General features: G+C 61.5%; 10 protein-coding genes. 4 read left to right on the top strand and 6 right to left on the bottom strand.

Translation table 11 applies throughout. From position 1 onward, the window contains the following. Positions 1-28: 28 nt before the first annotated feature. Positions 29-1,417 (top strand): MFS transporter, encoded by a 1,389-nt coding sequence (locus tag AC13Q5_RS10980; protein WP_488502003.1) that lies wholly within the window; start codon positions 29-31, stop codon positions 1,415-1,417. A gap of 66 nt (positions 1,418-1,483) precedes the next feature. On the opposite strand, the gene purH is transcribed toward AC13Q5_RS10980, so the two are convergent. The 4 genes from purH to htpX all read right to left on the bottom strand — a co-directional run bounded on the left by purH (position 1,484) and on the right by htpX (position 7,471). Then, a complete protein-coding gene (gene purH / locus AC13Q5_RS10975; protein ID WP_488501669.1) occupies positions 1,484-3,100 on the bottom strand; it encodes a bifunctional phosphoribosylaminoimidazolecarboxamide formyltransferase/IMP cyclohydrolase in 1,617 nt (538 codons plus the stop codon). Positions 3,101-3,271: 171 nt separating this feature from the next. After that, positions 3,272-4,918 carry a heparinase II/III family protein gene (locus tag AC13Q5_RS10970; protein WP_488501668.1) on the bottom strand — a complete coding sequence of 549 codons (1,647 nt, stop codon included), beginning with the start codon at positions 4,916-4,918 and terminating at the stop codon, positions 3,272-3,274. A gap of 148 nt (positions 4,919-5,066) precedes the next feature. Next, positions 5,067-6,476: an RsmB/NOP family class I SAM-dependent RNA methyltransferase gene (locus tag AC13Q5_RS10965; RefSeq protein WP_488501667.1), complete on the bottom strand. Its 1,410-nt coding sequence runs from the start codon at positions 6,474-6,476 to the stop codon at positions 5,067-5,069. Continuing rightward, positions 6,473-7,471, bottom strand: coding sequence for a zinc metalloprotease HtpX (htpX, locus tag AC13Q5_RS10960; protein ID WP_457893761.1), 999 nt, complete (start codon positions 7,469-7,471; stop codon positions 6,473-6,475). The genes AC13Q5_RS10965 and htpX overlap by 4 nt, the downstream gene beginning before the upstream one ends. 108 nt (positions 7,472-7,579) lie before the next feature. Here htpX and AC13Q5_RS10955 point away from each other — a divergent pair, with 108 nt between their 5' ends. Together AC13Q5_RS10955 and AC13Q5_RS10950 are read left to right on the top strand one after the other, a co-directional pair. Next, positions 7,580-7,807, top strand: coding sequence for a DUF1674 domain-containing protein (locus AC13Q5_RS10955; RefSeq protein WP_488501666.1), 228 nt, complete (start codon positions 7,580-7,582; stop codon positions 7,805-7,807). A 37-nt stretch (positions 7,808-7,844) separates the two neighbouring features. Continuing rightward, positions 7,845-8,834, top strand: coding sequence for an alpha/beta hydrolase family protein (locus tag AC13Q5_RS10950; RefSeq protein ID WP_488501665.1), 990 nt, complete (start codon positions 7,845-7,847; stop codon positions 8,832-8,834). A gap of 62 nt (positions 8,835-8,896) precedes the next feature. On the opposite strand, the gene acs is transcribed toward AC13Q5_RS10950, so the two are convergent. Next, positions 8,897-10,855: an acetate--CoA ligase gene (acs, locus tag AC13Q5_RS10945; protein ID WP_488501664.1), complete on the bottom strand. Its 1,959-nt coding sequence runs from the start codon at positions 10,853-10,855 to the stop codon at positions 8,897-8,899. Between the two features lie 223 nt (positions 10,856-11,078). On the opposite strand from acs, the gene AC13Q5_RS10940 reads away from it, so the two are divergent. Continuing rightward, positions 11,079-11,786, top strand: coding sequence for a DUF1013 domain-containing protein (locus tag AC13Q5_RS10940; protein ID WP_075853359.1), 708 nt, complete (start codon positions 11,079-11,081; stop codon positions 11,784-11,786). Between the two features lie 268 nt (positions 11,787-12,054). Here AC13Q5_RS10940 and AC13Q5_RS10935 read toward each other — a convergent pair whose 3' ends face one another. After that, positions 12,055-12,714 carry a YggS family pyridoxal phosphate-dependent enzyme gene (locus AC13Q5_RS10935; protein ID WP_457881503.1) on the bottom strand — a complete coding sequence of 220 codons (660 nt, stop codon included), beginning with the start codon at positions 12,712-12,714 and terminating at the stop codon, positions 12,055-12,057. Between the last annotated feature and the right edge of the window lie 108 nt (positions 12,715-12,822).

Here is a 12,822-nt window from a genome sequence, read left to right as displayed (position 1 = left end):
ATACGGGTAAGGGATTGAGGGGCAGGATCTGGTGGCAACCGAAATTGACAATGACGTGCCGGCCAAAGTGCCGGCACGCGGCATCTGGGGCTGGATGTTCTTCGACTGGGCGGCTCAGCCGTTCTTCACCGTCGTCACCACCTTCATTTTCGGCCCCTATTTCGTTGCGCGGCTGACGGCCGATCCTGTCTCAGCGCAAACGACCTGGAGCAACATGGCGACGATCTCCTCGGTGATCATCGCCATTCTCTCCCCGGTTCTCGGCTCGATCGCTGATCAATCCGGCGCCCGCAAACCGTGGATCGCCTTCTTCGCCGTCATCAAGATCGCAAGCCTCTTCTGTCTCTGGGGTGCAGCACCCGGATCGCCTGTCATCTACCCTGTCATCTTCATGATTCTCGCCTCGATCTCGGCCGAATTCTCCATCGTCTTCAACGATTCGATGATGCCGCGGCTGGTCGGCAAGGACGACGTCGGCAGGCTGTCGAACGCCGCCTGGGGGCTCGGCTATCTCGGCGGCATGATCGTGCTGATCACCGTCGTCGCGCTGCTCGCCGGCAATCCGCAGACCGGCAGGACCATTCTCGGCCAGACGCCGCTCTTCGGCCTCGATGCCACGCTCGGCGAGGATGCGCGCATCACCGGACCGATTTCCGCCGTCTGGTATCTCATCTTCATCCTGCCAATGTTCCTCTTCACGCCCGACGCCGCCCGCGGCCTGCCACTTCGCGCCGCCGTTCGCTCGGGCCTGCGCGAGCTGTCGGCGACCTTGGGCGAGCTGAAGCGCCGGCGCGGCATCAGCCTCTTCCTCATCGCCCGCATGATCTATCAGGACGGCGTCAACGGCCTGCTGATCCTCGGCGGCACATTCGCGGCCGGCATGTTCGGCTGGGCGACGATCGAGATCGGCATCTACGGCATCATTCTCAACGTCATCGCCATCTTCGGTTGCTTTGCCGCCGGCTATGTCGATCGCTGGCTGGGCTCGAAGACGACAGTTATGATCAGCCTGACGCTGCTGCTCATCGCCACCTTCGGCATTCTCTCGACCGGTCCCGGCTTCACGCTGTTCGGCTTCGTTCCGCTCTCCACGGTCAGCTCCGGCGGCCTGTTCGGCACTGCGGCGGAAAAGGCCTATATCGGCTATGGCCTGCTGATCGGCATCGCCTTTGGTCCCGTGCAGGCCTCCTCGCGCTCCTATCTTGCCCGCAGCGTCAGCCTCTCGGAGGCCGGCCGCTATTTCGGCATCTACGCTCTGTCAGGCCGCGCCACCAGTTTCATGGCGACCCTGTTCTTCTCACTGGTGACCTATTGGAGCGGCTCGGCCCGCCTCGGCATGGCGACGCTCGTCATCTTCCTCGCCGGCGGCCTTCTGCTTCTGCTGCCAACGCCCTATCCGGCCGACAAGACGAAGTAGGCAAAGAAAATCCCGGCTGGTTCGCCAGCCGGGATATAAAATTTTTCGATTGGGTATATCCGCCATTTAATGGCGGAAATGGCGAACGCCGGTGAAGACCATCGCGACATTGTGCTCATTGGCCGCGTCGATGACCTCCTGGTCGCGCATCGAGCCACCGGGCTGAATGACGGCGGTGGCGCCGGCAGCGATCGCCGAGAGCAGGCCGTCGGCAAAGGGCAGGAAGGCTTCGGAAGCGACGGCGGAGCCGCGCGTCAGCGGCTCGGCAAGACCCATGGCCTTGGCGGCTTCCTCGGCCTTGATGGCGGCGATGCGAGCGGAATCGACCCGACTCATCTGCCCCGCGCCGATACCGGCCGTCTGGCCATCCTTGGCGTAGACGACGGCATTCGACTTTACGTGCTTGGCAACACGGAAGGCGAACTTCATGTCCTCAAGCTCCTGCGCCGTCGGCGCGCGTTTGGTCACGACCTTGAGCTCCATATCCTCGACCAAGGCATTATCGCGGTTCTGGACCAGCAGACCGCCGGAGACGGTCTTTGCGGTCAGGCCGGCAGCGCGCGGATCGGGCAGGGCGCCGACCGAGAGCAGGCGGAGGTTCGGCTTGCGGGCGATGATCGCCTTGGCTTCCTCGGTAACATCGGGCGCGATGATGACCTCCGTGAAGAGCTTGACGATCTCTTCGGCCGTTTCGGCGTCGAGCAGGCTGTTCAAAGCAATGATGCCGCCGAAGGCAGAGGTGGAATCGCAGGCAAGCGCCCGCTTATAGGCTTCCACGAGGCTCGGTCCGGTGGCAACGCCGCAAGGATTGGCATGCTTGATGATCGCGCAGGCCGGGCCGTTTTCCGGTAGGAACTCGGCAACGAGCTCATAGGCCGCATCGGTGTCGTTGATGTTGTTGTAGGAAAGCTGCTTGCCCTGAATGAGGTTTGCAGTGGAAACGCCGGGGCGGTTTTCGCCGGTCAGGTAGAAAGCAGCCTTCTGGTGCGGGTTTTCGCCATAGCGCATTTCTTCGCGCAGGACGCCGCCGATGACGCGGTGGCGCGGCGTGGCGATGTCGAGCGCTTCGGCAAACCAGTTGGAGATCATCGCGTCGTAAGCGGCGGTGCGGGCAAAGGCCTTGGCAGCCATGCGCTTTCGGAAATCATAAGTGGTCTGGCCGGCATCGGCGGAAAGCTGCGTCAATAGTTCGGCATAATCGGCGGGATCGGTCAGCGTCGTCACATAGGCATGGTTCTTGGCCGAAGCGCGGATCATCGCCGGGCCGCCGATGTCGATATTCTCAACCGTCGTCGGATAATCGCCGCCGGCCTTGCGAACGTCCTCAAAGGGATAGAGGTTGATGACAGCAAGATCGATGGCCTCGATGCCGTGCTCCTTCATCGCAGCCTGATGCTCGGCATCGTCGCGAATGGCAAGCAGGCCGCCATGCACCTTCGGATGCAGCGTCTTGACGCGGCCGTCCATGATCTCCGGAAAATTCGTCACTTCCGACACGTCGGTTACCGCAAGGCCGGCCGCCGCGATCGCCTTGTGCGTGCCGCCAGTCGACAGCAGGCGCACGCCCTGTTCGCTGAGCGCGCGCGCCAGTTCGACGATGCCGGTCTTGTCGAAGACGGACAAAAGCGCGGTTTTCACCTTCACCTTGTCGGGAGCGGGAATTTTCTTGGAAACGACGGCCATGGGCTTTCTCCGGTCTAGAGCAACTCCAGGAAAGGTGTATGGCGGTTTTCCGTCCGGAGTTGCGATAACAAAAAACAGAGCGGAAACGCTCTGGTATGAGGAGATGAGACGTCCGGCGGAAATGGCGCGGGACGGGAATGCCGCCCCGTTAGCATAGCTAACGCTGTTAGCCTATGGCCGATGGGATAAAAACCAGCGGATTTCCGGCTTTTCGGTGATCTTGAAAACGATCTCGAGCTGATCGGAAGAGCGCATGCCCGAAGGATCGGCAAAGAAGATGTCTTCCGCCACCAGCACCTCGTTGCCAGGCGAGGAGAAGACCCAGGTTTCCCCGTCCGGCGCGATCAGCAGCGCGGAGTCCGTCTCGGTCTGCAACAGGCTGATGGAAGGGTGAATATGAAAGCGGGCCGAGGCGATACCTTCGCCTTTCGGCGGCTGCTTCCTGCCCTCCGGCACCAGGAACCGGTCGCGGCCGGCAACGATCGTGCCGCTGGCGTTGAGGCTGACCTCGCGCTCGTGGACATAGCCGAAGGTGGAGAGATAACCGTCGTGCGCGGCGCGGACATAGTCGCGCCCGTCTTCGGTCTCGGCGCGCTCGACGATGACCTTTTTCACGCCGCTGACCATGATCGGACCCAGCGATTTCGACTTGGAAAACTGGCAGGACGACGTGTCGTTGAGCGTGACGGTAGAATGAGCGGCCGTCGCCCGCGCCGCCTGCATGAAGCGATCGCCCGCAAACTCCGGCGCGCCGGAATTGATGATGAAGCGCGTCTTGCCCGAGGACATCTCGAAAGACAGACAGCCGGCATGGGCCGTGCGGCTGAGATCGGTCGAAGCGGCGTTCCCGGCATCGACGATGACGACGGCCGAACCGGCCGACAGCCGGTGATATTTTGTGTGCGGCAGCGCCTTGAAAGCCTGTCCCGCCGTCTCGTCATAACGCAACACCGACATCAGCTCGTTGGCGAGCGTCGATGTCGCGCCGTTGAACAGCGCCAGATCGCCATCCTGATGGCGGAAAAAGCGCAGCGCCGGATACATGCGGTCGATGCCGGGGATCAGCCGCACCGGCACGTCGTGGCCGAGATTGACATAGGTCTGGCGCAGCGGCAGCAGGTCGAGCAACAGCTCCAGCGACGCGCGCGGATTGCGGGAGATATGGCCGCCATCTGCCAGGATCTGCCGGTCGATCTCGCGATCGAGCGCCTGACCGGCCCGTTTCAGCGTCAGCGAACTGCTCGGCATTGCGACTGAGGCCATGGCAAGCGCGATGCGCACACGAAAACGGGTGATGCCATCGGGCGACGACGCCACGACCCGACGCAAGAAGCGCACATGAAAGACGAGCATGCGCATGAAGCGGCGGTAGAAGCCGCTATCGGTGCCCTGCAAAAGCACGGGCGAATGCGACAGGAGCGCGACCAGCCGCTGCGCCGCTATATCGGGCGACCAGGCAAGGCCGTGCAGCCGGCGGCCGTGAACCGCGATCCAGTCGGTGAGGATCGAACGCGCCATGGCCGAGGCCTGATCGCTCTTTTCCGCCCGCAAATGCCGCAACCAGCGGAAATTATGCAGCCGCGCTGCAAAGGCCAGCGACGGGAGCTCCAGCGAAAAGGGCGAAGCGCCTTGCGTTTCCAGAACCCGCCCAGCCAGCAGGATGCGGCCGTTCAGAAGCTCTTCGACGAAAAAGGGATCGACGCTGCGAAGGTCGGTCGGCGCCACGATTAGGCGCTCCGGCACACGCATCGTGTGGCGGGTGAGACGCAATCGCGTCAACGCCGCGCGGCGCGACATCCGCCGCCATGCTTCCCGCATGTATGAACTCACAAAACCCTGCCGCAGATCTGCATATTTGCTTCTGCTTACTCTCATTATCCGTGGTTAAAAAGAGGTTACGGATATACCGATAAAGGACATATTACCGGTTTTTTAACCGCTTGATGGATGACGCGGCGAACCGTCATCAATGCGTGCGTCGAAGCACGACTGCGAAAAAGCCGTCGAGGCCGGAGGCAAAGCCATCGGCAAGCGGCAGCATGTCCGGCGTGGTGCGGAAGGCGCCGAGCGGCGAAATCGCCGCTTCCAAACCCGGCCAATCCCCCGCGTCGATCGGCACGCGCTCCACGTCATCCTTCTCGGCAAGCAGCCGCGCGACCAGATCCTCGCCCTCTTCGGGATCGAGCGAACAATTGGAAAAGACCACCACGCCGCCGGGTTTGACGAGCGTCAGGGCATGGCGAAGCAGGCGCGCCTGCAGGCCGGCAAGCTTGGCGATATCTTCCGGCCCCTTGGTCCAGAGCACGTCGGGATGACGACGCGTCGTACCCGTCGAGGAGCAGGGCGCATCGAGAAGAGCGGCATCGAACAGCGCCTCGGGCTGATATTTGCTCATATCGGCAACGACGGTCTCGGCCTCGAAACCAAGGCGAGAGAGATTGCCGGATAGCCGCTTCAGCCGGTTGGCGGATTGATCGAGAGCCGTGACCTCGGCGCCCGCGAGAATAAGCTGGGCCGTCTTACCGCCGGGCGCCGCACAGAGGTCGACGACCCGCTTGCCGGTCAATGGGCCGAAAAGCCTGGCCGGAATGCTGGCGGCGGCATCCTGAACCCACCACTCGCCCTCGTCGAATCCTTCCAGCGAGGGAATGGACCCCTCGAACGCAGCAAGCCTCACGCCGCCGGTCGGCAACACGGTACCGTTCAACCGCTTCGCCCAGCCTTCGGGATCGGATTTCACCGTGAGATCGATCGCGGCCGGCTCAAGCTGCGTGTCGGAAATTTTGAATGCGGCTGGCGCGCCATAGGCAGCTTCGAGGCGAGACAGGAACCAGTCCGGCATGGCCGGCACCTTCGCGACACGCTCGAGAATCTCCTGCTTCTCACGGCCGATGCGGCGGAGGATGGCGTTGACCAGCTTGGCGAAGCGGCGGTTGCGGGGATCGCGGTTGGCCTGCTCAACAGCAAGATCGACGGCGGAATGATCCGGCACGTCGAGATAAAGGATCTGCGCCGCGCCGACGACCAGCACGTGATGCAGGGCGCGAGCACCTTCTGGCAGCGGCGAATCAAGCAGCGACGATATCGCCGCCTCGATGCGCGGCAGGTGCCTGAGCGCACTGTTCAGAATGGCGCGCACCAAGGCACGGTCGCCATCGCTGAGCGTCGTATAGGCGGCGCTGCCGCCTTCGGCGTCGAGCATGCCGTCGAGCGGCGTCTTGCGATCCAGAACGGCTCCCAGGATCTTCGACGCCGCCGCGCGGGCCGCAAGGCCGGGCTTCGGCGGAGACGGATCGGCCGACCGCAACTGCTGCGGCCGCTTGCCCGATCGTTTTCCGTCTTTGTTGGAAGCGTTGTTTTTCGTGTCAGAACTCAAGACCAGGGACCCTTCGGCGGTTGCGAACCACCGCGACCCGTATTCGGCACGGAGCGCGATTTGCGCCCCGGATTAGCAGTCAGAACCGGTCCCGTCGAGCCAAAGCCCGAAGATGGGCCTGAAGAGGGCGTCATCGGCGAGGTGCCGCCGCCGCCGTAACGGGCCATGTCGTGCAGCGCGGCGATGCGGTTTTCCGTGTTCGGATGCGTGGAAAACAGGTTGTCCATGCGCTCGCCGGAAAGCGGATTGATGATGAACATATGCGCCGTCGCCGGATGACCTTCGGCTTCCTCATTCGGAATATGCGCCGCACCGCGGGCGATCTTGCCAAGCGCCGAGGCGAGCCAGAGCGGGTTGCCGCAGATTTCCGCGCCACGGCGGTCGGCCGAATATTCGCGCGTGCGGCTGATCGCCATCTGCACCAGCATGGCAGCCAGAGGCGCGACGATCATCGCCGCGAGAACGCCGATCATGCCGAGCGGATTGTTGTTGTCGCGGCGGCCGCCGAAGAAGAAGGCGAAGTTGCCGAGCATGGAAATGGCGCCGGCAAGCGTCGCCGTAATCGTCATGGTCAGCGTATCGCGGTTCTGCACATGGGCAAGCTCATGCGCCATCACGCCAGCGACTTCGTCGGGCGTCAGTGCGTGCAGAAGGCCCGTGGAGGCAGCAACGGCGGCATTTTCCGGATTGCGGCCCGTGGCAAACGCATTCGGCTGCGGGCTGTCATAGAGATAAACCCTGGGCATCGGCAGGCCGGCATTGCGGGCGAGATCGCGGACGATCCTGTAGAATTCCGGGGCGCTGCGCTCATCCACCTCCTGCGCACCATAGGTAGAGAGCACCATGCGGTCCGAATTCCAGTAGGAAAAGAAATTCATGCCGGCGGCGACGACAAATGCGATCAGCATGCCCGATTGACCGCCGATCAGATAGCCGACACCCATGAAAAGCGCGGTCATGAAGGCAAGCAGCATGGCAGTACGCATGAGATTCATCGAGGGGTCTCCAACACATCTGTCGCCCAAACCTTTTTCTTTGCGGCTGGACGCACTATGATTTGGCTATTCCTCCGCTTAATTCAACGGTTCCGGGCCGATCAGATCATGCAGACAGCCGATAACGACAATAAACTCGACACCGAAACCGGTGAAATCACTCGCAAGCCGCTTTCGCCCGCCGCCAAGCGCGCGCTTGCCGAAGCTGAGGAGCGCCGCAAGGCGCACGAAGCTCAAGCAGGGGCCGAACTCCCTCCCGAAATCGGCGGCCGCGGCGGCTCTGATCCCGCCCGCTTCGGCGATTGGGAAATCAACGGCCGGGCGATCGATTTTTGAGACGAATATAGGTTAGTCGTCATTCGATGAGAGAATAATGGCCGTAGGTTTCTCTCAAGGTCTGTCCTTTGATAGCAAGCGCACAAACTGGAGCCATACGGACCATCGCCCTTTGGCTTGGTACGCATGGTATCCGGCCGATGATGCAGCCGAAATTGTACCTCCGCCGTCTTGGTTCAAGCAAAAGCCGGTCGCGCCCAACGCGCCGTTGAAGAAGTCTTCCGATCCGCGCCCCCTGGTGTTGCTGTCCCATGGGTCGGGCGGCCTTGCCATCGGACTGGAATGGCTCGGACATCGCCTGGCGCAGGCCGGCTTTGTGACCTTGGGCATCGACCATCACGGCCATACAGGTTCGGAACCCTACAGGGCCGAGGGGTTCCTCTGTCTCTGGGAGCGCGCGGCTGATCTGACGGCCCTGCTCGATGTCAATGACTGGAGAGAGGTTTTGGGAGGGGCCGTCGAAGACCAGGCCTACGTCGCGGGTTTCTCCGCCGGCGCCTATACTGCGATGCTGCTTGTGGGCGCGCGCGTTGCCTACTCGCAGTTCGAACCGGATAACCCTCAAAAGAGCCCCATACGTGGCCCGAGAGAATTCCCTGATTTGGCGGATCACATTCCTTCGCTTCTCCAGGATGAGATGTTCCTGGAATCATGGAATCGACGACGAGACAGCTTCAGGGATGACAGATTGAAAGCCGCTTTGGCGATTGCACCGGGTCGCTCGGTTCTCGGCTTTGCCAAGCAAAGCCTCGAGGAAATAACAGTACCCATTCAAATCATTGGCGGCGACGCCGATCTCATAGCCCCGGCCCACGAGTGCTGCACATGGCTCCACGAAAATGTGCGCTCCAGCTCCCTTGAAATCATGGGCGGCGGAGTAGGCCACTATACGTTTTTGCCTGAGCCCACACCACAAGGCTTGAAGGCCGCACCAGCGGTCTTTACCGACACCCCAGGCTTGGTACGCGAAAACGTGCACAACCATGTTGCGCAAACAGCAATTGCTTTTTTCAGCACTGCAAGATGAGAAGCTTAGGCGAGAGCAAAGCTCTCGCCTAACGTCGAATGGCCTAATGCCCCTCGTTCGATCTACGCCGCATCAGCCTTGTTCTGCCTGTTGGCGATCAGATCATCAACGACAGCCGGATCGGCGAGCGTCGAGGTGTCGCCGAGCGCGCCGAAATCGTCTTCGGCGATCTTGCGCAGGATGCGGCGCATGATCTTGCCGGAGCGTGTTTTCGGCAGGCCAGGCGTGAACTGGATCTTGTCCGGCGAGGCGATCGGGCCGATTTCGGCGCGGACATGCTTCACCAGCTCCTGCCGCAGCGTATCCGAGCCCTCGAGGCCAACCATCAGCGTCACATAGCAATAGATGCCCTGACCCTTGATCGAATGCGGATAGCCGACGACGGCGGCTTCGGACACGTGTTTGTGCGACACCAGCGCCGATTCCACTTCCGCCGTGCCGAGGCGATGGCCCGAGACGTTCAGCACATCGTCGACGCGGCCGGTGATCCAGTAGTAGCCATCCTCGTCGCGGCGGCAGCCGTCGCCGGTGAAATACTTGCCCTTGTAGGTGGAGAAGTAGGTCTGGATGAAGCGCTCGTGGTCGCCGTAGACCGTGCGCATTTGGCCCGGCCAGCTGTCGGCGATGACGAGATTGCCGTCGGCAGCCCCTTCCAGCACGTTGCCTTCGTTGTCGACCAGCTGCGGCTGCACGCCGAAAAAGGGCAGGGTGGCCGAGCCGGCTTTGAGATCGGTCGCGCCTGGAAGCGGCGTGATCATGTGGCCGCCGGTTTCAGTCTGCCACCAGGTATCGACGATCGGGCAGCGGCTGTCGCCGACCACCTTGTAATACCATTCCCAGGCTTCTGGATTAATGGGTTCGCCGACCGTGCCGAGGATGCGCAGGCTGGAGCGCGAGGCGCGCTTGACGAAATGATCGCCGGCTCCCATCAGCGAGCGGATCGCCGTCGGCGCGGTGTAGAAGATATTGACCTTGTGCTTGTCGATGACGTCCCAGAAGCGGCCCTGGTCGGGATAGTTCGGCACGCCTTCGAACATCAGCGAGGTCGCGGCATTGGCGAGCGGCCCGTAGACGATATAGGAGTGGCCGGTGACCCAGCCGACATCGGCCGTGCACCAGTAGATATCGCCGGGGTGATAGTCGAACGTGTATTCATGCGTCATCGCCGCGTAGACGAGGTAACCGGCCGTCGTGTGCAGCACGCCCTTCGGCTTGCCGGTGGAGCCGGAGGTATAGAGGATGAACAGCGGGTCTTCCGCCTTCATCTTCGCCGGCGGGCAATCCGCCTTCACCTTGGCGGTTTCCTCGTGATACCAGACATCGCGGCCAGGCTCCCAGCCGACTTTGCCGCCGGTGCGGCGCACGGCAATCACCGTCTTGACCGCAACCTTCTGCTTGGCGGCGATCTGAATGGCCGTGTCGGTGTTTTCCTTCAACGGAATGGACTTGCCGCCGCGAACGCCTTCGTCGCAGGTAATGACGACGGTCGATGCGCAGTCGACGATGCGGCCGGCAAGCGCCTCCGGCGAGAAGCCGCCAAAGACCACCGAATGCACCGCGCCGATGCGGGCGCAGGCCAGCATCGCATAGGCGGCTTCCGGGATCATCGGCATGTAGATGGTGACGCGATCGCCCTTCTTGACGCCGTGCTTCTTGAGCACGTTCGCCAGCCGGCAGACCTGCTCGTAAAGCTCGTTATAGGTGACCTTCTTGTCGATATAGGGATTGTCGCCTTCCCAGATGAAAGCGACACGATCGCCGTGCTTCTTCAAATGCCGGTCGATGCAATTGTAGGAGACGTTGGTGATGCCGTCCTCAAACCACTTGATCGAAACCTTGCCGGTAAAGGACGTGTTCTTGACCTTGGTATAGGGCTTGAACCAGTCGATGCGCTTGCCGTGCTTGCCCCAGAACTTGTCGGGATCCTCGGCGCTCTGCTCATACCATTTCTGGTACTTCGCCTTGTCGATCAGGGCGCGTGCCTTGACCGGTTTCGTCACAGGATGGATCTTCTCCGACATTGTTTCCTCCTCAAATCCTCACACTCCGATTTGTAATCGCGAGTGCTCTTTCCGCGCAATAAATAGCAGGTCAAACTACGACAGCAATTGGACAAAGTGCATTTCATGCGCAAAGAATTGCAATTACGCGACACTATCGCTATATAGGGCCGTATTTCCCGGACAATGTGGTGTTACACCCCGGACCGCGACACCGGCGCGGACTGACAGAAGGACTATATCCATGGCTCAACAATTGCTCATGCCGAAGGCAACTGCCATCTGGCTTGTCGACAATACAGCCTTGTCATTCGACCAGATCGCGCAGTTCTGCAAGCTGCATCCGCTCGAAGTGAAGGCCATTGCCGATGGCGAAGCAGCACAGGGCATCAAGGGCCTCGACCCGATCTCGACCGGTCAGCTGACCCGCGACGAAATCGCCCGCGCCGAAGCCAACCCGAACCACAAGCTGAAGCTTTCCGAGCCGAAGGTTCGCGTGCCGGAATCCAAGCGCCGCGGCCCGCGTTACACCCCAGTCTCCAAGCGCCAGGACCGCCCGAACGCCATCCTCTGGCTGGTGCGCAACCATCCGGAACTGAAGGACGCGCAGATTTCCCGCCTCGTCGGTACCACCAAGTCGACCATCGAGCAGATCCGCGACCGCACCCACTGGAATTCGGCCAACCTGGCACCAATGGATCCGGTAACCCTCGGCCTCTGCAGCCAGATCGACCTCGACATGGAAGTTGAAAAGGCCGCCAAGGGCCGTCCGTTGCCGACCGCTGCCGAACTCGGCGCGACCCTGCAGCCCGCCCAGGAAACCGAGAAGCTCGGCTTCAGCTATGAGCGTGAAGAAGAGAAGGAAAAGGAAATCGACGCCGACGCCGTTTTCGCCAAGCTGAAGTCGCTGAAGTCGACCAGCCGCGACGACGAAGACGACGATCAGTTCTGATATTCGTTCTTATCGAAGATTTGCGAAGCCCCGGTGAAAAACCGGGGCTTTTTTGTCGGGAGACACGGGCCATCCTCGCCCTTCGAGGCTTCGGCTTACAGCCTCCGCACCTCAGGGTGAGGATGGAGTAAGCACCACTACCGATGGAGCCCAATTCTGTATAACGACGTGCGCAAAAGGCTAGCCCTCATGGTGAGGTGCGTAGGCCGTGAGGCCGTAGCCTCGAACCACGAGGGCGGGTAGCGTGGCCCTTTATTTTCGACCGAATCTACCGCGCCCCAAATATCGCCGAGCCGACGCGAACGCTGGTCGCGCCGAAGGCGACGGCGGTTTCGTAATCGCTCGACATGCCCATGGAGAGTTTTTCGACGCCGGCTTGCTTGGCGAGCTTCGCAAGCAGGGCAAAATGAGGCCCCGGATTTTCCTCCGCCGGCGGGATGCACATCAGACCCTCGATCGAAAGTCCAAGCTCCTTGCGGCAAAGCTCGACAAAAGCGACCGTATCGTCAGGCGCGATACCTGCTTTCTGTGGCTCCAGCCCGGTATTGACCTGCACATAGAGCCTCATGGCCTTGCCCTGCCGCTTCATTTCATCGGCGATGGCCCGCGCGATCTTCTCCCGATCGATGGTTTCGATGACATCGAACAGCGTCACAGCATCAGCCGCCTTGTTCGATTGCAGCGGGCCAATCAGATGCAGCTCGATCCCGGGGGTTTCGGCCTTCAGCTCTGGCCACTTGCCCTGGCTTTCCTGCACGCGGTTCTCGCCGAACACCCGCTGGCCGGCCGAAATGGCAGGGCGAATCTGATCGGCGTCGAAAGTCTTGGAAACGGCAACAAGCTGCACCGAGCCCGCAGCTCGGCCAGCCTGGCGTTCGGCCGCCGCGATATGGGAACGGACTTCGTTCAGGCGCTCTTGAAGTTCCATCTTTTCGCCTCGATATTTTCGCTTGCTTCTCAAACCTTGCAGTAATGAGGCGGGCGGCCTTTGCCAAGGGCGAAAGCACCCGAATCCGGCTTTGCTTTGCAAGATAAG

It is taken from the genome of Martinezella sp. CNPSo 3964, assembly GCF_057784375.1.
Note: the sequence above shows the minus strand (reverse complement) of the source record. Positions and strands in the feature narration are given on the sequence as shown.